General features: G+C 57.4%; 20 protein-coding genes. 13 read left to right on the plus strand and 7 right to left on the minus strand.

All coding sequences use genetic code 11. The annotated features are described in order from the left end of the window. Positions 1-72 precede the first annotated feature (72 nt). Positions 73-2073: a tetratricopeptide repeat protein gene (locus tag ACR0L9_RS16210; protein ID WP_480896107.1), complete on the plus strand. Its 2001-nt coding sequence runs from the start codon at positions 73-75 to the stop codon at positions 2071-2073. Position 2074: 1 nt separating this feature from the next. Here ACR0L9_RS16210 and ACR0L9_RS16215 read toward each other — a convergent pair whose 3' ends face one another. Then, positions 2075-2377, minus strand: coding sequence for a DUF6476 family protein (locus ACR0L9_RS16215; protein WP_170421127.1), 303 nt, complete (start codon positions 2375-2377; stop codon positions 2075-2077). Here ACR0L9_RS16215 and ACR0L9_RS16220 point away from each other — a divergent pair. Continuing rightward, entirely contained in the window at positions 2376-3410 is a 1035-nt protein-coding gene (locus ACR0L9_RS16220) for an RluA family pseudouridine synthase (protein ID WP_480896108.1), read from the plus strand. The genes ACR0L9_RS16215 and ACR0L9_RS16220 overlap by 2 nt on opposite strands. A 147-nt stretch (positions 3411-3557) precedes the next feature. Further along, positions 3558-4454: an RNA polymerase sigma factor RpoH gene (rpoH, locus tag ACR0L9_RS16225; protein WP_170393423.1), complete on the plus strand. Its 897-nt coding sequence runs from the start codon at positions 3558-3560 to the stop codon at positions 4452-4454. Between the two features lie 47 nt (positions 4455-4501). Here rpoH and ACR0L9_RS16230 read toward each other — a convergent pair whose 3' ends face one another. Beyond that, complete coding sequence (locus tag ACR0L9_RS16230; protein ID WP_170563206.1) at positions 4502-5569, minus strand: fasciclin domain-containing protein; 1068 nt, start codon at positions 5567-5569, stop codon at positions 4502-4504. A gap of 338 nt (positions 5570-5907) precedes the next feature. Here ACR0L9_RS16230 and ACR0L9_RS16235 point away from each other — a divergent pair, with 338 nt between their 5' ends. Genes ACR0L9_RS16235 through ACR0L9_RS16245 form a run of 3 tightly spaced genes read left to right on the plus strand, consistent with a single transcriptional unit; the run spans position 5908 to position 8117 of the window. Further along, entirely contained in the window at positions 5908-6882 is a 975-nt protein-coding gene (locus ACR0L9_RS16235; protein ID WP_170510509.1) for a Gfo/Idh/MocA family protein, read from the plus strand. A 56-nt stretch (positions 6883-6938) separates the two neighbouring features. Beyond that, positions 6939-7208, plus strand: coding sequence for a DksA/TraR family C4-type zinc finger protein (locus ACR0L9_RS16240; protein WP_170393417.1), 270 nt, complete (start codon positions 6939-6941; stop codon positions 7206-7208). 15 nt (positions 7209-7223) lie between these two features. Then, the gene (locus tag ACR0L9_RS16245; protein WP_170393415.1) at positions 7224-8117 is read left to right on the plus strand and encodes a DMT family transporter; all 894 of its coding nucleotides are present in this window, start codon (positions 7224-7226) and stop codon (positions 8115-8117) included. A gap of 27 nt (positions 8118-8144) precedes the next feature. Here ACR0L9_RS16245 and ACR0L9_RS16250 read toward each other — a convergent pair whose 3' ends face one another. The 3 genes from ACR0L9_RS16250 to ACR0L9_RS16260 form a co-directional block, all read right to left on the minus strand. After that, positions 8145-9965, minus strand: coding sequence for a M3 family oligoendopeptidase (locus tag ACR0L9_RS16250; protein WP_480896110.1), 1821 nt, complete (start codon positions 9963-9965; stop codon positions 8145-8147). Positions 9966-10044: 79 nt separating this feature from the next. Continuing rightward, a complete protein-coding gene (locus ACR0L9_RS16255) occupies positions 10045-11016 on the minus strand; it encodes an alpha/beta hydrolase (protein WP_170405086.1) in 972 nt (323 codons plus the stop codon). Continuing rightward, positions 11016-11306: an SCP2 sterol-binding domain-containing protein gene (locus tag ACR0L9_RS16260; protein WP_170393409.1), complete on the minus strand. Its 291-nt coding sequence runs from the start codon at positions 11304-11306 to the stop codon at positions 11016-11018. The genes ACR0L9_RS16255 and ACR0L9_RS16260 overlap by 1 nt, the downstream gene beginning before the upstream one ends. Before the next feature lie 30 nt (positions 11307-11336). Here ACR0L9_RS16260 and ACR0L9_RS16265 point away from each other — a divergent pair, with 30 nt between their 5' ends. The 6 genes from ACR0L9_RS16265 to ACR0L9_RS16290 all read left to right on the plus strand — a co-directional run bounded on the left by ACR0L9_RS16265 (position 11337) and on the right by ACR0L9_RS16290 (position 17241). Then, complete coding sequence (locus ACR0L9_RS16265) at positions 11337-11945, plus strand: tetratricopeptide repeat protein (RefSeq protein ID WP_480896111.1); 609 nt, start codon at positions 11337-11339, stop codon at positions 11943-11945. 23 nt (positions 11946-11968) lie between these two features. Beyond that, positions 11969-14785 carry a helicase-related protein gene (locus ACR0L9_RS16270; RefSeq protein ID WP_480896112.1) on the plus strand — a complete coding sequence of 939 codons (2817 nt, stop codon included), beginning with the start codon at positions 11969-11971 and terminating at the stop codon, positions 14783-14785. A 6-nt stretch (positions 14786-14791) separates the two neighbouring features. Beyond that, positions 14792-15157: an RNA-binding S4 domain-containing protein gene (locus tag ACR0L9_RS16275; protein ID WP_170393403.1), complete on the plus strand. Its 366-nt coding sequence runs from the start codon at positions 14792-14794 to the stop codon at positions 15155-15157. A gap of 65 nt (positions 15158-15222) precedes the next feature. Continuing rightward, positions 15223-15561, plus strand: coding sequence for a ferredoxin FdxA (gene fdxA, locus ACR0L9_RS16280; protein WP_010439399.1), 339 nt, complete (start codon positions 15223-15225; stop codon positions 15559-15561). Positions 15562-15845: 284 nt separating this feature from the next. After that, complete coding sequence (locus tag ACR0L9_RS16285; RefSeq protein WP_010439402.1) at positions 15846-16355, plus strand: CarD family transcriptional regulator; 510 nt, start codon at positions 15846-15848, stop codon at positions 16353-16355. 124 nt (positions 16356-16479) lie between these two features. Continuing rightward, the gene (locus tag ACR0L9_RS16290) at positions 16480-17241 is read left to right on the plus strand and encodes an ion channel (protein ID WP_170393718.1); all 762 of its coding nucleotides are present in this window, start codon (positions 16480-16482) and stop codon (positions 17239-17241) included. Here the strand turns inward: ACR0L9_RS16290 and cobS are convergent. After that, entirely contained in the window at positions 17238-18002 is a 765-nt protein-coding gene (cobS, locus tag ACR0L9_RS16295; protein ID WP_480896114.1) for an adenosylcobinamide-GDP ribazoletransferase, read from the minus strand. The genes ACR0L9_RS16290 and cobS overlap by 4 nt on opposite strands. Before the next feature lie 79 nt (positions 18003-18081). Here cobS and cobT point away from each other — a divergent pair, with 79 nt between their 5' ends. Next, positions 18082-19092: a nicotinate-nucleotide--dimethylbenzimidazole phosphoribosyltransferase gene (cobT, locus tag ACR0L9_RS16300; RefSeq protein ID WP_480896115.1), complete on the plus strand. Its 1011-nt coding sequence runs from the start codon at positions 18082-18084 to the stop codon at positions 19090-19092. Here cobT and ACR0L9_RS16305 read toward each other — a convergent pair. Next, the gene (locus ACR0L9_RS16305; protein ID WP_170393396.1) at positions 19089-20972 is read right to left on the minus strand and encodes a monovalent cation:proton antiporter-2 (CPA2) family protein; all 1884 of its coding nucleotides are present in this window, start codon (positions 20970-20972) and stop codon (positions 19089-19091) included. The genes cobT and ACR0L9_RS16305 overlap by 4 nt on opposite strands. Positions 20973-20989 lie beyond the last annotated feature (17 nt).

Consider the following 20989-nt stretch of genomic DNA (forward strand, 5'->3'; position numbering starts at 1 on the left):
GTGGTTTGGGAATGTCTGTATGTATCAGATAATTGGAATAGTTGGCAGGGCATTGACCACCCGGATCGCGCAATGATCCAAACGCGTGGCGTTTTCATTGGTCAGCGTACGGATTGTTTGGGCGCGCGCCTGCTGATGATCCTGACCTGTATCCGTCTGGCCGAAGACTTTGGGACAGACTACCGGGTGAACTGGTTCCCGCAAGGCGCCGATGCGCCGGAGTTGGATCATCCCGAGGAGTTATTCACCAAAGACTGGATGGATGCGCATTTCCTTGATCAGGCAGAGTTCGACGCGATAAGCGCGACCGCTCTGCCAATTTGGGCCTTCCAGAACGATCCATCGCCCGAGCGGCTGATCGACCATTTGGCGTCTGGCCGTTCGGTTCTGGTCGAAGAAGCGAGCGAGATATTGGCCTTCCCGTGGGAAGAGATCGAAACCATCCGTCCCCGCTATCGCGATTTCATACATAGCGTAGGATTTGTGGATGAGGTTCGTCAGATCATGTATCGCGCGGATCAGAAGCTCTCGGGGCAGGGGGTTTCGGCTTACCACATTCGGCGCGGAGAAATCCTGAACGGATTACCATGGAAGCATTCAATCTGGCCCGCCAAGATCGAACCTGACGAGTTTTACGAGGCCCATCTGGAGAAATCCAAAGGCCAGACGGTGATCATGTTTTCGGATCAGCCAGAGGTGATAGACCGTTTCAAGCAACGGTTTCCGGAGCTCATGCAGATGTCGGATATCGCTGATCTGTCGGCTCTGACCCGGACGCAGCGGGACTTTCTGGAGCTTTTTGCGATGTCACGGGCGGATCAGGTGATCGCGCCACACATATCTGGCTTTTCAATGGCTGCAGCCCGGATTTCGGGGCAGCAGCGTAAAGTGTTCCGCGATGTATTGTCCAAGGATGAGATGCAGGCGGCCAATGCGCGGTTCATCGAACGGGTTGCGAAGGGGCCATCGGCCTTTCTGAATCCCTCAGAGGCGGCGCATATCTATTCAAAGGCGGTGCAACATCTGTCAGCGCAGGATCGCTGCGAAGAGGCGTATGATAATGCGAAACCTATTCTGGACGCCGGGGCCGACAACGCCTTTATGCCACTTCTGCAATCCCTGAACTGTTTTTACCTGTCGAAGTGGCAGGAAAGCGAGGCACATGCCAAAGAGGGATTGCAGAACCCGCATCTCTGGCCCGAAGACTATACTGTTTTGTGCGCGTTGCGCGGCGCTGTTCTTGGCATGCAGGGCAAGCGCGGTGCGGCGACGCTGCACTTTGCTAAAGCGTTCTGGTCCAAACCCTTACGGCCGGATGTTGTGGTGCTGGGGTCCAGAATGCTCTACCGCGCCCAACTTGCGCTTAGGCTAATGCCGCCTGTGGATTGGTCGTTGCAGAAGGTCGTTCGGCAACGCCGGTTTGCACCGTTCAATAACCTGTATCTGGTTCAGCGTAAGGTTGTCGTCAGGCGTCCTTGCAACTTCGATTTCATACTCTTGGATTGGGCCGAGTTGGCGCTGGATCAACGCGCAAGTCGTATCTTTGATCACCAACAAAGATTGGAAGCGCTTTCTACCTCACTCGATGAGATTCACGACGTACCAGCAGACGACCCGCGATTGTTGGGCGCGAGGGTGATACTACAGAGGCATCTGGGGGAATTGTCGGGGGCCCACGCCATTGATAAAACCCGCCAGATCGTAGCTGAAGTGCCGGAAAGTGCCTTGTACCAAAAGCGGCTGTCCGAACTTTACGAAGCAGAAGGCGATACCGTAGCTGCGCATCGAGCGATGTCAGAGGCGCTAGCTTGTGACCCGGAAAGCCCGTTTCTCATGTTCGCCATGGGTCGCTTGTTTGAGCGGACGGGCAAGATCGGGCAGGGCGAGAAGCTTATTCTGAAAGCTGCCGATCTTGATGACGTGACCGTCGTTATTCAGGGCATGGCGGGCCAGATACACATGCGGCGCGGGAACAAGAACAAGGCAAGCCCCTATCTTGAGAAAGCGCGCGACCTGTATCCGCCCCACAAGCGGTTTACCAATCAACTGAATCGACTTTCGGGTCAGGCGTAAACTAGTTCAGCGTAACCTCTTGGCGCAGGTTTCCGGTCGTCTTGTCGAAGATCAGAATCCGATTGTCCTCGGTCACGACCGCATACCAGTTGTTGCCGATGGTCAACGCTTGCGCTTTTGCGCCGTCCGGAAGTTCGATCTGGTCGGGCAGCTTCGGAGTGCGGTCCGATAGGCGGATGACAATCAGGGCGAATGTCACTAGAACCCCGCCAATCATTACCGCGGTCAACAGCATGACCATCCGCCGCAGCAGTCGAAGCTGCGGTGTTTCCTGCGGTTCCTGAGGTTCGGAAGGGACAGTCATGGGCACCCGCCTGATAGAGTTTCATATCGCGGCCGCTCCGCCGCCCCGCCTTGATAAGGCGCTTGCGCGGGATGTGCCAGCGGAAGAGAACCTGTCGCGCACCCGGCTGGCCCGACTGATCAATGAGGGTGCCGTCACCGTTGATGGCGTCGCCGTAGAAGACCCCAAAGCTAAGATAACCGAAGGCGCGCAGATTGGGATCACCGTGGCCGAAGCCGAAGATAGTCATATCGGCGCTGAGGATATCCCACTTGAAGTCGTCTATGAGGACGACGATCTGATCGTGATCAACAAACCAGCAGGGATGGTCGTGCATCCGGCGCCGGGCTCGCCGAATGGTACGCTAGTCAATGCGCTGCTGCATCATTGCGGGGATGATCTCTCGGGTGTTGGGGGCGTCAAGCGCCCGGGCATCGTGCACCGGATCGACAAGGAAACCAGCGGGTTGCTGGTTGTGGCGAAATCGGATGCGGCGCATCACGGGCTGGCTGCCCAGTTCGAGGCGCATAGCGTCGAGCGCTACTATCGCGCTATCTGCTATGGTGTGCCGGATGCCAATGACCCTCGGTTGCGTGGGATCAAGGGTGTTAGCTTTGAGCCGGGCAACATCATGCGTCTGACGACACAGCTGGCACGGCACAAGACCGATCGACAAAAGCAGGCTGTGCTGTTTCACGGTGGGCGCCATGCGGTAACGCGCGCACGGATTGTCGAGGTTTTTGGAACGCCGGGCAGCCTCTCTCTGATCGAATGCTGGCTTGAGACGGGCCGAACGCATCAAATCCGTGTCCATATGGCCCATGCCGGCCACGGGCTTGTCGGAGACCCGGTTTACGGCGGAAAGCGCAAACTGGCTGCGCGGTCATTCACGCCTGAGGCCGCCGAGGCGGTGCAGGCTTTCCCCCGCCAAGCTCTGCACGCAGCAGTGTTAGGCTTCGAACACCCGGTTTCGGGCCAGGCATTACGTTTTGAAGCACCGCTGCCGCAGGATATGGCGGACCTGCTGGAAAATCTCAGAAAACCACTGAAATAAACTGCAAAGGCTTGTGAAAAAGGCCTTTTCAGCTTTCCTTTACATAGGGTTAATCTCAGACTGTTAACAGATCCTCTTGAATGTATCGGGTCTGGTACCCATATCCCATGTTAAGGGCTTAAACATTTGTCCAAGGGGCAGAAATAAATGGCAAATTACTCAAATCTTCCAGCGCCGACACCCGAGGGTGGGCTGAACCGCTATATGCAGGAGATTCGCAAGTTTCCTCTGCTGGAGCCAGAGGAAGAATATATGCTGGCCAAGCGCTGGGTCGAGGAACAGGATACCGAGGCCGCGCATAAAATGGTCACGTCTCATCTGCGCTTGGCGGCCAAGATCGCCATGGGATATCGCGGCTATGGCTTGCCGCAGGCCGAGGTGATTTCCGAAGCCAATGTGGGCCTGATGCAGGCGGTCAAGAAATTTGACCCCGAAAAAGGCTTCCGGCTGGCGACCTATGCCATGTGGTGGATCCGCGCTTCGATCCAGGAATACGTCCTTCGGTCGTGGTCGATGGTGAAACTGGGTACAACATCGGCGCAGAAAAAGCTGTTCTTCAACCTGCGTAAAGCAAAGGCACGCATTGGCGCGCTGGAAGAAGGTGATCTGCGTCCTGAAAACGTGGCCAAGATTGCAGAAGACCTCGGAGTGACCGAGGAAGAAGTGATCAGCATGAACCGTCGGATGTCCGGTGGCGATGCTTCGCTGAACGCGACCGTGGGGTCCGAAGGCGAAGGCACCATGCAGTGGCAGGATTGGCTGGAAGATGAAGATGCCGATCAGGCTGGTGACTACGAGGCGCGCGATGAATTGGAAGCCCGGCGCGAATTGCTCGCTGCTGCGCTGGATGTTCTGAACGATCGCGAGAAAGACATCCTGACTCAGCGCCGTCTGATGGACCAGGCTGTTACGCTAGAAGAGCTGAGCACGCAGTACAATGTCAGCCGTGAACGTATTCGTCAGATCGAAGTGCGCGCGTTCGAGAAGCTGCAAAAGAAGATGCGAGAGCTTGCGCGCGAAAAAGGTATGCTGGGTTCAAACTGACCCCAGGCTGATATCAGCCCGCCATATGAGCGGGCTGATTTTTTTAGTTATGCGAAAATGAAATCGGACTCGGACAGGTGGCTTGCCCAGATGCCTGATAGATAGATGCTGTCTCCGTCGTCCAACTCGATCTTGGTCCCGAAGAGCTTTCCGTCGATATCGTCTTCGATGTCCTCAAAGCTGGTGATGCCATCGTATTCGGACAGGTCGATCTTGTCCTTGCCGACGCGGAAATCGACAATCCAGTCGTGACCGTCGCCTTCATCGAACACAAACGTGTCCTTACCGCGCCCACCAAAGAGTTTGTCATTGCCTTCGCCGCCGTCGATGATGTCTTTCCCACGACCTCCGAAGATTTTGTCATGGCCTTCATCGCCACGCAGAATATCCTTTCCGCGCCCCCCGAAGATTATGTCGTTCCCGGCACCGCCAAGCGCCACATCATTGCCCGAGCCGGTGTTGATCACGTCATTGCCACCATCACCGTGAACAAAGTCTTTGCCGCGTCCGGTAAAGATGAATTCATCGCTGCTGTCACCCAGGATAAAGTCCGTGTTCTTTTTGCCCAGAATGCCCGACACCGAGACGGGTAGAAGTACGCCGTCAAGTACGTGAATGATACCGTTTGACGCATCCACGTCGAACGCGATCAAGCCGGGATCGTCGATGCCCGGATCGGCATCGCCCAGGCTGGGAGGATCGCTTTCAAGGTTCAGTTCGACTGACGACCCAAGCAGAGTTTGGATTTCAGCCCCGTCGCCTAGACCGACCACTGTGGTGCTGTCGAACTCACCATCGACCACGTGATACTTCAAAATGTTGGTTAGCAAAGGGATAGGGTCTCCGCCGCCAAGCAGGGTGAGCGCCTTGATGATGTGGCCCAATGCTCCAGCCTCGTCATCCCCTTTATACCCAAGCGTTTGTGCCAGAGTAATAAAGGCAGCGTCATTTGGGGCAAAGACGGTCAGTTCTGCCTCAGGATTGTCCAGCGTTTCCGCCAGCCCGGCTGCAATCACCGCTTCGCGGAGAATGTCGAAATCCTGATTGTCGCTGTCGAACGTTCCGGGATCACCGCTTTTTAGCACTGTTCCTGTAATCGTATGTGTTGCTGGCATTTCAGTAAGCCTCCCACCCTGTTTGCCGTTGCTCCGGATGTTGCCAGAGCGCCATCCGAGCATGATTCAGTCGATGTTTGAGCTACGGCGGCAGTAACAGACTGGATCAACAAAACTGATTTGCGAGGGCAGGTTTGACGCCGATCGATTTTAGATTATCGATATAAAGTATAAGGTTATCGGGATTTTTTAATCTCATCAAAAAATTACCGAGGCGTATGATTTTCAAATAGATAGAGAAAGGACTGACTTATTGGCAGGTGGTTGATAGACAGATCAGGAACTGAATTACATTGAGCTCGCCCTGGGCGGGTTACATCAATTTTTAGGGGGCGCGCATGCATAAACCGGTCAATTGGGGTGTTCTGGGTGCAGCCAGATTCGCACGACAACACATGGCGCCCGCCATCCATGCGGCAGAGGGCGCGCGGCTGGCGGGGTTGGCGACCTCGGATCCGGCCAAGGCCGAGCCCTTTGCCAGATATTGCCCTGATCTGAATGTCTACAACAGCTATGAGGCATTGCTAGCCGATCCTGAGATTGAGGCGGTGTACATCCCGCTGCCAAACCATCTTCATGTCGAATGGAGCCTGAAGGCGCTGGATGCGGGCAAGCATGTGCTGTGCGAAAAGCCGATGACCATGCGGGCCGATGAGTTTGACGCGCTGATCGCAAAGAGGGACCAGACGGGTTTGCTGGCTGCCGAAGCATATATGATCGTACATCACCCTCAGTGGCATCTGACCCGTAAACTGATCGCGGACGGAGCGATCGGCCGGCTGGTCCATGTCACCGGGGCGTTCAGCTATGACAACCGGGCGGACACGGGCAACATCCGCAACCGTGCGGAAACCGGTGGGGGCGGGCTGCGTGACATCGGGGTGTATGTTATCGGCAGCGCTCGGTTTGCGACTGGGCAAGAGCCGGTCTCGGTCAGCGGTGCGATCCGGTGGGAAAATGACGTGGATGTTTTCACCGAAATACGCGCGCAGTTTCCCGAATTTACCTATTCCGCCTACGTCTCTACACGCATGCATCCACATCAGGAAATGGTGTTTCACGGAGAAGGTGGCATGATCCGTCTAACCGCTCCGTTCAATGCCCGTGTGTTCGGCGAGGCGCGAGTTGAACTGCACCGACCGGGCCTTGAAGTTCTGGTGCCCCGGTTTCCTGCGGACAACCACTATCAATTGCAGGTCGAAGCGTTCTGCCGATCGGTTCGCGAAGGGGTTGAATATCCCTGTTCATTGGAATTCGTGAGGGGCACACAAGAGGTTATCGATCAGGTCTTTGACGCCGCCGTTTCGCTCTAGCTTGCCACCCCTGTGGTGTCTCGCGTATCCTGTCCCGACCGGATCAGGAGGGCTAAATGGCGGGCGGCTGGGCGCGCGATGGCGCGGTGAGTGAACAGATCGAAGCGTCGATTTCAGATGAACTGGCGCGGATGCAGGCGCAAAAGCGACCTGTGGGCGAAAGCCTGACACATTGTGCTGAATGCGAAGAACCGATCCCCGAAAAACGCCGCCTTGCTCTGCCCGGCGTAAAGCTGTGCCTGGATTGCCAGCAAGAGCGTGACAGCAGCTTCAAATCTCGCGGCGGGATCAATCGGCGGGGTTCGAAAGACAGTCAGTTGAAATAACGCGAGGAGCACCCGGTGAAGGATCAGCCGCAGAGATCAGTACTGCAAAACGGGTTGGTTCTTGGGTTCCTAGCCGCGTTTTTATGGGGCACGCACAGCGTTATCGTGCGGTACCTGACCAGTGATCTCGGCGGGTTGCAGATTGCCGTATCACGCCTGTTCATCGCTGCGTTTGCGATTTACTGCATGCTGCGGGTGATGGGCGCACGGGTTTCAATCCAGTACAGGGATTGGAACTTCCGGCTGGCGGTGTTGTCGACGGTGGTGAACTATATCCTGTTCCACATAGGTTTGGAACATACAGGTGCTGCTAATGCGATGGTGCTTGAGAATACCGCGCCGTTTTTTGTGTTGATATTCCTGTATTTCTTCGCGGATACCACCGTTGGCCGGACTGATGTATTGGCAACCCTGCTGGCGATCCTCGGTGTGTTTCTGACCGTCTATCGGGATTTTCAAGGCGGGGGAGAACCCCTGCTGGGCGATCTGATGGAAATCGGGGCGGGACTTAGCTGGGCGGTGTTCCTGATTTCCAGCAGCCGCGCGATGCAGTCATCGGAGACCACTGCCGAAAGGTTGAACTTCCTGTTTGGCATCTTTTTGTGTTCGGGCGTTTTGCTGGTGCCACTGGCGGCTTTTTCTATTCAGATGCCGACCGCAAACGACGTGATCTTCTTGATCCTTCTGGGCGTTTTACCCACCGCGCTTGCCTATTATCTTTGGTACGAGGCCGCCGCCCGCGTGTCGACATTGACGGCGACGTTGCTATTCGCCGCCTCGGTTGTGTTTACCTTTGTCAACTCGGCACTGTTTCTGGGCGCAACGATCACACCGCTTTCGATTGTTGGCGCGGTATTGATTGTCACGGCCATTTTCGTGACGACGATGAAATCAGCCAAAGAGAAATGAGGCAGCCATACAGGCTGCCTTTCAACTTTAGCTTTCCATCGCTTCCAGTTCGTCAATAAATCCCGAGATCATCGACAGGCCTTTGTCCCAGAACTCAGGGTCGCTGGCGTCCAGTCCGAACGGGGCCAGAAGCTCTTTATGGTGCTTGGAGCCACCGGCGCGCAGCATCTCGAAATACTTTTCCTCGAACCCGTCCGCACCGCTTTCGTAAACCGAATAGAGCGCGTTCACCAAGCCGTCGCCAAACGCATAGGCATAGACGTAGAACGGTGAGTGGACGAAGTGCGGGATATAGGCCCAGAAGGTCTCGTACCCGTCCATGAATTCGAATGCGGGGCCAAGGCTTTCAGCCTGAACGCTCATCCAAAGGGCGTTGATGTCGTCTGGTGTCAGCTCGCCCTCACGACGGGCGGCGTGCAGTTTGCATTCGAAGTCGTAGAAGGCGATCTGGCGAACGACTGTGTTGATCATGTCCTCGACCTTACCGGCCAGAAGCACCTTGCGCTGCTCCGCTGTCTCGGCCTGATCCAGCATTTTGCGGAAGGTCAGCATTTCACCAAAGACCGAAGCAGTTTCGGCCAAGGTCAGCGGGGTCGATGAAAGCATCTCGCCCTGATCGGCGGCCAATACCTGATGCACCCCGTGGCCCAATTCATGCGCCAAGGTCATCACATCGCGCGGTTTGCCCAGATAGTTGAGCATCACGTAGGGATGAACTTCGGTCACGGTGGGATGCGCAAAGGCGCCAGGCGCTTTGCCGGGCTTCACGGCCGCATCGATCCAACCCTTCGAGAAGAAGGGAGCTGCGATCTCACCCATCCGAGGATCAAACGCGTTATAGGCGTCCATCACCGTCTTCTCGGCCTCGGACCAATCGACGATGCGGGTGTCCTCCATCGGCAACGGAGCATTACGGTCCCACACTTGCATCACGTCCAGACCAAGCCATTTGCGTTTCAGTTCGTAGTAACGATGGCTTAGCTTGGGGTAGGCGGCCACAACCGCCTCGCGCAGGGCTTCGACCACTTCGGGCTCGACATCGTTCGACAGGTGACGACCGGTCTGGGCAGATGGCATTTTGCGCCAGCGATCAACGATCTCTTTTTCTTTGGCCTGCGTGTTATGAACGCGCGCGAAGGTTTTGATGTTGCTTTGGAAAACGTTGGCGAGTTCGCGCGCTGCGGCTTCACGCTTGGCGCGATCCTGCTCGGTCAGCAGGTTCAGCGTACCTTCGATGTTCAGCTCTTCACCATCGACGGTGAAGGTCAGGCCCGCGATTGTTTCGTCGAATAGGCGTTCCCACGCGTCGCCGACAACGCCGAGGTCGTGCAGGAATTTTTCCAACTCATCAGACAGTTGATAGGGTTTCATCGCGCGAATGCGACGGAACACGGGCTCGTATCGCGCCAGATCGGCATTGGCGGCAAAATGAGCAGCCAGCGCGTCATCGTCGATGCGATTCAGTTCCAGCGTGAAGAACACCAGAGGCGTGGTGAAGACGGTGATCTTCTCCTGCATGTCAGACAGGAACTTGGCGCGATCCGCGTCGGTGGTCAGTTGGTAATAGCGCAATCCGGCAAAGGACATGATCCGCCCGGCGATGGCGTTGATCTTTTCGTTGCGCAGCACGCAGGTCAGTAGTCCAGCTGCGTCCAATTCGGCCAGCTTACCCTCATAATCTGCGGCAAAGGACGCACATTCGCCCTCCAACCAGTCCAGATCGCGGGCCAGTTCGGGTGCATCTTCCGAGGCATAGAGGTCCGTCAGATCCCATTCCGGCAAATTGCCCAGATCATCGGCACCGCCGCCTGCATTTGCATCACGGACGGGAAAGGGAAGGTCGCGCATGGAACACCTCGAATAAACTGCGTTGGCAAACATTTAGGCGCGGCGTGTCCGGATCACAAGCAAGCTGTCTGGTCAAACCTTAATGACAGGGCTCGGGTTTTGGTTTCGCTGCGGCTGCCGCGAAATGTGCAGCAAGTTGATCAAAGACCGGCCCGCGCACCTCGGGTGCCTCCATCAGAACTTCGTGTTCGCCGTTGGGAATCTCGACCAGAGTACCGCTAGGCCAGTTGGCCATACGTGCCCGAATGGCCTTGCGGTCCACGATCTGTTCATGGCTACCCAAGAAGGTCAGGGCAGGGATCTCGGGCGCGGCCTGTTCCACCAGCCAGGTGCATTCATCCAGCGCCTCGCGCAGCCAGATGGTAGACGGTGCGCCCAAAGCAAGTTCAGGGTGTGCGGCCAACTGATCCTGCATCATTCGGTACATCGCCGGATCGCGTGTCAGCACGTTTCCTTCGAAGGGCTGTGAGGCCACATAGCTCTCTAGCGTGGTGGTGGGCGGGGTTTTCTCGCCCAAGCCCAAGCGTGGCCCCCAATAGGCAGTTAGCTGGCTGAGTGGCTTCATGATTGGTGTAAAGAAAATCCCCCACATCGGGCCCGTAAAGGCGCAGGCCGCAAAATCAGCCCCCTCCAAAACGGCGCGAAGCCCGATAGCTCCGCCCATGGAATGGCCTATGACGTACCAGGGCTTGGGCAACTCCAGTTGTTCGGCCAGTTTCAGTATTGAGCGAACGTCGTGCTGGTAATCGGTGAATTGTTCGACATGACCGATCCGCGGATCATCCAGCAGGCGATCTGCAAGCCCTTGCCCGCGCCAATCGACCGCGAGACTTGCAAAGCCCCGGTTCACAAATTCCTTGGCGGTATCACCATATTTTTCGATGTATTCCGTGCGACCGGGGAAAAGCATCACCGTGCCGTGCGCATCGCCGTCGGGCAGCCAATGTGCCACGCGGATACGTTTGCCATCTTCGGTGATCAGCCAATGCGCCGCACCATCGGCAGGGCCGCCGGCCACGTCTTCGAATAAGGGGGCCGGCGAAAACTCCATCAGGCCAGCACCGAGGCGAGTTTCATGGCAATACCCATGTCTCCGTCAACGCTCAGCTTGCCGGACATGAACGCACCGGTTGGGTTCAGGTCACCGCTGAGGATCTGTTCAAAGGTGTCCGCATCGGCGCTGAGGGTCACATCAGCATCTTCGTCGCTTACCCGCGCACCGCTTGCATCCAGAATGATAGAACCCAGATCGGCAATGGCAAATTTGGCTGACGCATCGAAATCGCCGCCCGACAGTTTCTCATTCAATGCCGCCGCGGCTTTTTCCAGAATATCGCTCATGGTCTTCCTCATATTGTTCATGCGCCGTGAATGGACATCCCCGGTCGCTACGCTACACTGACCATTGTTATGGGTATTGCAATCACCAATCTCAAACGTACCGTCGCGGCACTTGCCGTCATAGTCACGTTTTCCACCAGTTGCATCGCGCAGCAGGCGGATTCGCGGGACGAGGCATCACTGTTGCAGCAACTGGCGCAATCGACGCCCGAACAGGCCATCGGATTGGATCGGCAATTGCAGGCGCTGTGGTCACAATCAGGTTCGGCTTCGGCGGATTTGCTGTTGGAACGCGGACGCGAAGCGCTGGATGACGGGGATGTCGAGGCCGCGCTTGATCATTTGACGGCGCTTACCGATCACGCACCCGAATTTGCCGAGGGTTGGCATGTGCGCGCTTCGGTTTTCTTCGGCATTGACAAGTTTGGCATGGCTGCGGCGGATCTTGAACAGGCATTGACGCTGAATCCGAACAACTACGACGCTATCTACGGCCTTGGCCTCATCTTTGAGATCGTGGGTAAGCCAGAACAAGCACTTGAGGCCTATTCACGTGCGCTGTCTATACATCCCCATCATGAAGAAGTAACCAATGCCGTGAATCGGCTGAAGCCTCAGGTTGAAGGCAAGGCGCTGTAAGTCTCAGGGCGCAGGGGGCAAAGGTGAGCGGGTCATCCCGGGTAGTGGCCGTACTTGGCCCGACGAACACAGGTAAAACTCACTACGCGATTGAACGTATGCTGGGGTACCGGACCGGTGTCATCGGTCTGCCGCTGCGGCTGCTCGCGCGCGAAGTCTATGACAAGATTGTCGCTATTCGCGGTCCGTCTGTGGTGGCGCTGGTGACAGGCGAGGAACGGATCGTACCGCCGCGCACCCAATACTGGGTCTGTACAGTTGAGGCGATGCCAGAAGGCATGGGCACTGATTTTGTGGCGATTGACGAAATTCAGCTTTGCGTGGACCCCGAACGCGGCCATGTCTTTACTGACCGCCTGTTGCGGTCGCGCGGCACCAATGAAACGCTATTCCTCGGCTCTGACACCATGCGCGGCCCCATCGCGGCCCTTGTGCCAGAAGCGCAGTTCATCCGGCGTGAACGGATGTCTCAGCTGGTCTATTCCGGTACGAAAAAGATCAGCCGAATGCCTGCGCGCAGTGCGATCGTCGGATTCTCGGTCGATAATGTCTATGCCATCGCCGAGCTGCTTCGTCGCCAAAAGGGCGGGGCGGCGGTCGTCATGGGGGCGCTCAGCCCTCGCACGCGGAATGCGCAGGTTGACCTCTATCAGAACGGTGAGGTTGATTATCTGGTGGCTACGGATGCCATCGGTATGGGGTTGAACCTGGATGTGAACCATGTGGCGTTCTCATCTCTGACCAAGTTTGATGGCCGCCGAATGCGGCCTCTGGCCCCCAACGAGTTGGCCCAGATCGCAGGACGGGCCGGGCGCGGAATGTCGGATGGCACGTTTGGTGTGACGGGAGAGGCTCCGCCGCTGGATGAGGGCGTAGCCCAAGCCATTATGGACAGCCGGTTCACGCCTATGAAAAAGTTGAATTGGCGGAATGCCGCTTTACGGTTCGGCTCAATCGACGCACTAATCGACTCGCTTGAGGTCAGCCCAGACAATGAGCACCTGATCAAAGCGCGGCCAGCTGACGATCTGAACGTCCTGAAATCTCTGTCCCAAGTCACCGAAGTTGTTGCCCGTGCCAGCGATGGACCGTCGATCCGTTTGCTATGGGATGTGTGCAGAATCCCCGATTTTCGCGGCATCAGCCATGCCGAACATGCCAGCCTGCTTGAGGTGATCTATGGCCATCTGCATGAGCGCGGAAGTATCCCCGATGATTTCATGGCGCGGCAAATCCGCCGTATCGACCAAACCCATGGCGACATTGATGCATTGTCCAAAAGGTTGGCATATATTCGCACTTGGACATATGTTGCGCAACGAAACGGTTGGGTGCGTGACGAATCCCATTGGCGCGAGGAAACGCGCACTGTAGAAGACAGGCTGTCGGACGCTCTTCACGACCGTTTGACTCAGCGATTTGTGGACCGGCGCACGTCAGTGTTGCTGCGCCGGCTCAAACAGAAGGAGGCCCTTTTGGCCGAAGTAAATGATAAGGGTGAAGTGACCGTCGAAGGCGAATTCGTCGGTCGTCTGGAAGGGTTCCGGTTTACCCCGGACAAAAGCGCGCAGGGGACTGAAGCGAAAGCCTTGAAGTCAGCCTCTCTGCAAGCACTCGCGCCGCAATTCCATCTGCGTGCCGATCGCTTCTACAATGCGCCCGATACCGAAATTGATTTCACCGATCAGGGTGGCCTGATGTGGGGCGAGTATGCCGTGGGCAAACTTGTTGCCGGTGCCGAGCCTCTCAAGCCTGTGGTCGAGGTTTTTGTCGATGAGGCCGCCGGGCCGGACGTGGAACAGAAGGTTCAGCGCCGCCTGCAGCATTTCATCGACCGCAAAGTGGCAGCCCTGTTCGAGCCGCTGCTGAACCTGTCGCGGGATGAGGAGCTGAGCGGTCTGGCCAAAGGTTTTGCCTTCCGCATGGTCGAGGCGCTGGGCGTTCTGCCGCGCGCGCAGGTCGCGCAAGAGGTCAAGGATCTGGATCAGGATGCCCGTGGTGCACTGCGTAAACATGGCATCCGGTTCGGTCAATTCACCATCTTCATGCCGCTGCTGCTGAAACCCGCGCCAACGCGCCTGCGTCTGGTACTTTGGGCATTGTCCGGTGGCTTGCAGGAGTTCCCCGAAGCACCACCTCCGGGTCTGGTTACCGTTCCGGTCGCCAAGGGCGCGCCGCAGGGCTATGACACCATGTGCGGCTACCGCGATGCGGGCGAACGCTCAATCCGGATCGATATGCTGGAACGGCTGGCCGACATGCTGCGGTCCGAGGATAGCCGCGGTGGGTTCGAAGCCAAACCCGACATGTTGTCGATTACCGGCATGACCTTGGAACAGTTTGCAGACCTGATGCAGGGACTGGGTTACAAGGCCGAACGCGGCGAACGTGAGAAGGCCAAACCGGTCCCCACGGAGCAGCCTGTGGCGGAAGCTGAGGAACAACCCGTCGTCGATGAGACACCGACCGCAAATGCCGAAGCGGATGACGTCGGTATAACCGCCGAGACGGCAGCCGAAGCCTCCGAAAGCACCGAGGCGGCAGCAGAGGCTACGGCCACTGAGAAATCAGCAGAGTCCAAATCGGATGAGCCCGAAATTGAGGTGTTCTACACCTTCACTTGGGGGCGCCAACGTCAGCAAAACCGTGGTCCGCGTCGCGAGCAGGGGCAGGGCAAGGGCAAGCCGCGTGGTAAACCTCAGGGCAAGCCGCATAGCAAGAAGGGGGGCAAGCCTCAGGGCGCCAAGACCTTCTCGTCACGGCCACCCAAAAAGGAAAAGGCAATCGATCCCGATAACCCATTTGCGGCAGCGTTGATGGGTCTGAAGGATGGCAACTGATCCGCGATGGCCGAGGCCAAGCTGCGGATCGACAAATGGTTGTGGCAGGCGCGGTTCTTCAAGACCCGTAGCCTGGCCGCCAAACAGGTCAGCGGCGGCCATGTGCGTCTGAACGGAAATCGGGTACTGAAACCGGCGCAAGCCGTGGCACCCGGAGATGTCCTGACCTTTCCGCAGGGGCGTATTGTTCGGGTTGTACGTATCGAAGCGCTTGGCGTGCGTCGCGGCCCAGCCCCCGAGGCGCAAGCTTTGTACTTTGATATGACCGAAAAGCAGGACGTATCGCCCAAGAATCCTGCGTTTGAGGGAAAAGGTCGTCCAACCAAGAAAGAAAGACGCGCGCTTGATCTTTCTCGCATCCCAAAGGGGTGATCTGACCTTGAAGCGGCGGTCAGACTGGATTAGCTAGTCGCCAAAGCGCAAACGGGAAATCCAACATGACCTACGTTGTCACCGAAAACTGCATTGGCTGCAAATACACCGACTGTGTCGAGGTTTGTCCGGTGGATTGTTTCTACGAAGGTGAAAACACATTGGTCATTCACCCCGACGAATGCATTGACTGCGGTGTCTGCGAGCCCGAATGCCCCGCCGACGCCATCCGCCCCGACACCGAGCCGGGGATGGAGCAGTGGGTCGAGTTCAACCGGAAATACTCGGAAATGTGGCCGGTGATCGTGACCAAAAAAGACCCCTTGCCCGAGGCCGAGGAACGCGACGGCGAAGAAGGCAAGATGGAGAAATATTTCTCGGAAGCCCCAGGCGAGGGCGGTTGACCGATTCGGCAGCCGGTTACCGTTCATTTGGCATCAATCTGTGCATTAATTAGTTGAGGTAGAAAGGGAATTTCCCATTTACCTTGGCGCGGTCTTTTGAGTGTCGCAAATTTGTGATATACTAGGGACCGAATGATGACTGTGATTGGGATGTGCTCCGTAAGTATGCTCGCTTTGGAGTTCTGAATTTATGACAAATAAGCCGCCTGACGGGGCCATGCAGGGCCTCGGCTGTGGCGCTTTTGTCGTCTCATATCCCGATCAGAAATGAAGGATGAATATGAATGTCGAAATCGAAAAAGCTTGAGTTCCGCCCGAACGATTATGTCGTCTACCCGGCTCATGGCGTAGGTCAGATCGTGTCAATCGAAGAGCAGGAAGTTGCAGGCTTCTCGCTTGAGCTGTTCGTGATTTCTTTTGAAAAAGACAAGATGACCCTGCGGGTGCCAACCAACAAGGTCACCGAATCCGGTCTTCGGTCGCTCAGCTCACCGGATGTGATCAGCCAGGCAATGAAGACGCTGAAGGGCAAAGCCAAGGTCAAGCGTGCCATGTGGTCGCGCCGGGCGCAGGAATACGAGCAAAAGATCAACTCGGGCGACTTGATCTCGATCGCCGAAGTGGTCCGCGACCTGCACCGCACCGACGACCAGCGCGAGCAGAGTTATTCCGAGCGTCAGCTGTACGAAGCCGCGCTGGAACGTCTGACACGCGAAGTGGCCGCAGTTTCTGGCGCCGATGAGATTTCGGCTGCCAAACAGGTCGATGAGGTTCTGACCTCACGCGCAGCCTGATCGCGTTCAAGCCAATTTAAGGGTCGTCCTGATATCCGGGGCGGCCCTTTTTCGTGACTAGGCGCTTGGTCTTGTGGTGTGTGTCGGGTATTTTTCTGTAACTGCAGGAAGATACGGGGACATGATGAAGCAAACTGTCAAGTTTCTCTACATCAGCCACGAGCCGATCTCGGTCTGGTTTCGCTATGGGCTGATCCTGTTCGATATCGCCTCGATCATCTTTTTTGTCTCCACGGCGAATATCCCGCACGGGCCTGGGCTGACGGCGGCAAGTTTGGGTGTCGGGCTGATCATCCTAATGGATTTCTCCGCGCGGATGTGGATTTCCAAAGACCGCTGGAAACTGCTGCGCCAGATTTACACGATGGCAGACATCGTTGTGATCGTGTCGCTGCTGCTTGACCCGTTCCTGACCGGCAATCTCGCGTTCCTTCGGATATTGCGCGCGTTGCGGCTGATCCATTCCTATCATCTGCTGCGGGATTTGCGCCGAGATAGTCCTTTCTTTCGAACCCACGAGGACGCGGTGATTGCGGCGATCAATCTGATGGTCTTTGTTTTTGCAACCTCGACTGCAGTACTGGTCTTTTTCGTCCCCGAAGATGCGCAGACCCCCTATATCGACGCGCTTTATTTCACTATGGCGACCCTGACGACAACGGGGTTCGGAGATATCACGCTGGGCACACCAGCGGGAAAGCTGTTTTCCGTTTTCATCATGGTTGTTGGCGTGGCGTTGTTTGTCCGTCTGGCGCAGGCAATCTTCATGCCGCAGAAAGTGCGCTACAAATGCCCAAGCTGCGGCCTGTTCCGGCACGATCCGGATGCTGTGCATTGCAAACACTGTGGCGCGACGCTGCGCATTGAAACCGGTGGGGCGTCTTAGATTGAGGCTGTCAGCGCCAGGAGGAAGGTGATTTCCGAGGTCTGCTGCGTGGCCCCCAGAATATCACCGGTTTGGCCACCGATCTTGGTCTTGGCGATGCGAGCGACAAAAGCCGCTGCAAGCAGGGCGCAGAGCATCGGCGTGATGGCTGATCCACCCAGCAGCAATAGCGACAGGACGATAGCCAGCACGATACCGGCCAGCACCGCAGACAAGGGGGGCGCACCAACCGAATGGCTCAGCCCCGATTTGCGAGCGTTGGGTAGCGCGCGCATCAGCACGGGCATCATGGCGCGTGAGAACAGGCAGGCGGCCAATATGCCCGTCAACAGACCCGCACCGATCAGTGCCATAACAGCAGCAATTCGAAGCAGTTGGCCCAGCAACAGGGCCAGTACGCCGTAAGTGCCGATATGGCTGTCCTTCATGATCTCCAGTCGACGTTCGGTTGTGAAGCCGCCCCAAAGCCCGTCGGCCGTATCGGCTAGCCCGTCTTCGTGCATCGCTCCGGTTGCGATGATCAACGTGGCGACCAGCAGGGCGGCGGTGGCAAGGGTTGGCAGCTGCGCCCAGATTGCAATCCAGGCGACGCCGCAAGCCAGCGCCCCCACAACAAGCCCGGCAAGGGGATAGGCCCAAGCCGCACGCGACTGGCGGGTGAACGCTTGATCGGGCAGGCGCGGTAGGGGCAGGCGCGTCAAAAGGACCAGAGCCAGCGGGATATCCCACAGGGAAAACGGGGCGGTGTCGTTTTTGGTCACTCCCAGGCCTTTCCGGGTCTTGTTGCTTTGCCAGCATTGGTTAAACACACACAACCACTCTGATGCAACGAGGCTTTCCATGCTGCCCGAACTCAATGACCTGAACAGTTTCCGAAATGCGCTGACCGGCGCACCCGGTCCGGACACCGCTGCCAAGCAGGGCGCGGAAGAGCGCAACGGTCAACTAACCAAACCGCCCGGCGCGTTGGGGCGGCTTGAGGATCTGGCGATCTGGTATGCAGGTTGGCGCGGGGATGCGCGGCCTCGGATCGATGCGCCGCAGGTCATCGTGTTTGCTGGCAACCATGGCGTAACTGCTCAAGGTGTCTCGGCGTTCCCGCCCGAAGTGACGGTGCAGATGGTCATGAATTTCGAACATGGCGGCGCGGCGATCAACCAGTTGGCAAAGGCTGCGGGCGCGAAGATGGACGTGCACGCGCTGGAGCTGGACCGTCCGACCGCAGATTTTACCCAAACCCCCGCGATGAGCGAAGAGGAATTTCTAAGCGCACTGCGCACAGGATGGCAGGCGGTTGATCCGCAGGCCGATCTGCTGGTTGTTGGAGAGATGGGGATCGGAAATACCACGCCGGCTGCCGCCATCGCTTGCGCGCTATTTGGCGGGGATGCCGCCGACTGGACCGGGCGCGGGACCGGTGTGGATGATGCCGGACTGGCGAACAAAACCCGGGTTGTTGCGGAAGGCGTCGCTCTGCATGGTCAGGGCGATGGACTTCATATTCTAAGGTGTCTCGGCGGACGCGAGATTGCGGCTATGGCTGGCGCGATAGCCGCCGCGCGCGTATTGCGGATACCGGTTATTCTGGATGGATTCATCTGCACCGCAGCTGCAGCCTGTCTGGCGCAGATTTCGGAAACAGCGCTTGATCACACCATCGCGGGCCACCAAAGCGCCGAGGGCGCACATGCCGCGATGCTAGACAAGCTGGGCAAAGAGCCGTTGCTGAGCCTCGGTTTGCGCTTGGGCGAGGGCTCGGGCGGGGCGTTGGCGATCAACATTTTGAAAAGCGCGGTTGCTTGCCATTCCGGCATGGCGACATTCGCTGAAGCAGGTGTGTCGGACGGTTAAGCCGACTTCTTGGCGTGTTCCTCGGCCAGTTCCAGCAGCGCGGTTTCCAGATCTTTTTCCAGTTGCCGCGCACGCTCGATGTATTTTTTGTTTTCGGCTGTCGGCATGCCGGGGATCCACAGTTCTGCAAGCTCGCGCACCGATCCCCGGTCGTGGTGATAGAAGGTCTGTTCGGCCTGTGCGGCCTCGTATTCACTGAGGCCAATGTTCTCCAAAACATAGCGGCCCGCGCGTAGCGATCCGTCGAACATCTCGCGGACAATGTCGTTGGCCCCGGCCTGATACAGTTCATAGACATGGTTGCGGTCGCGGGCGCGGGCGATGATGTGCAGATCGGGCCGCTGGCGGCGGGCATATCCGACGAGACGTGTGACCTGTTTGTAGTCATCCATGGCCGCGACAAGGACCGCTGCCTTTTCGATTCCAGCAGCGCGCAGCAATTCGGGGCGAGTGGGGTCGCCAAGGAAGCCTTTGACACCGAACCGTCGCATCAGCTGGATCGTTTCGATATCGTGGTCCAGAACAACTGTTTTAAACCCGCTTGCCTGTACCAGCCGGTTGACGATCTGCCCAAAGCGACCGATCCCGGCGATGATGACAGGGCCTTTTTCGTCGATCTGATCGGGTTCAACCTGCGGATTGCTCTCGCCGAGAAAGCGCGAAAGTACGTCGTAGACGATAAACAGAAGCGGTGTGATCAACATGGTCAGCGCAATGATCATCAACAGTTTTTGCGACAAACCCGGTGGAATCACGTTCTGCTGCGTAGAAAACGCCAACAAGACAAAGCCGAATTCGCCGGCCTGGGCCAAACCCAGCGTGAACAGCCAGTGATCGCGCCCGCGCAGCTTGAAGGCGCGCCCGACGATGAACAGGATGATCCCCTTGGCCAGTATGACCAGCAAGGCCAAACCGATCAGGTCAAACGGGTCGGCGAAGAAATACCCGATATCGATCCCAGCGCCCACGGTGATGAAGAACAGGCCCAGCAACAGCCCCTTGAACGGCTCAAGGTCGCTTTCCATTTCGTGTCGGAACTCCGAACTGGCCAGAACCACTCCGGCGAGAAACGCGCCAAGAGCGGGCGACAGGCCCACAAGGGTCATCAGGAACGAGATGCCGACCACGATCATTAGCGCCAGTGCCGTATACATCTCGCGCAGGTGGGTGGCGTGGATGAAACGGAACAGTGGGCGGGTCAGGTAGATGCCGGCCAATACGACAAACGCGACGGCGCCAATGGTGACAAGCGTAACGGCCCAGCCGGGCAGTCCTTCGACCAGCGAGAGTTTGGCGTGATAGTCCGCGTCTTTGGCTATGCCTACGCCACGGCTGATGGAGCCGTCATCTTCGATATGGATACTTGCGGGCAGGGCAAGCAGCGGCAGAAAAGCTAGGATCGGGATTACGGCAATGTCCTGCGTCAGCAGGACCGAGAAGGTTGCTCGACCTCCGTTGGTTTGCATCAGGCCCTTTTCGGACAGGGTCTGCAGCACGATTGCCGTGGAAGAAAGTGACAAGGTTAATCCAACCGCCAGCGCCACCGACCATTGATGACCAGCATAAAACGCCACAGCTGCGATTGCTGCGGTCGACAGGCCGACCTGCAGCCCGCCCAAGCCTAACAATTTGTCCCGCATATCCCACAAGGCACGCGGCTCAAGCTCGAGCCCGATCAGGAACAGCATCATCACGACGCCGAATTCGGCCACATGCTGCAGGCTTTCCGTCTCGGCCCCGACAAGGCCCAAAATGGGACCAATCGCGATGCCTGCGGCCAGATAACCCAGCACCGATCCCAGACCCAGACGGGCGGAAAGCGGCACTGCGATCACCGCAGCTGCCAGATAGATCGATGCCTGATAAAGGAACTCGTTCATTATTGTCCTCTTAAATC

The organism is Ruegeria sp. I3 (genome assembly GCF_056532525.1).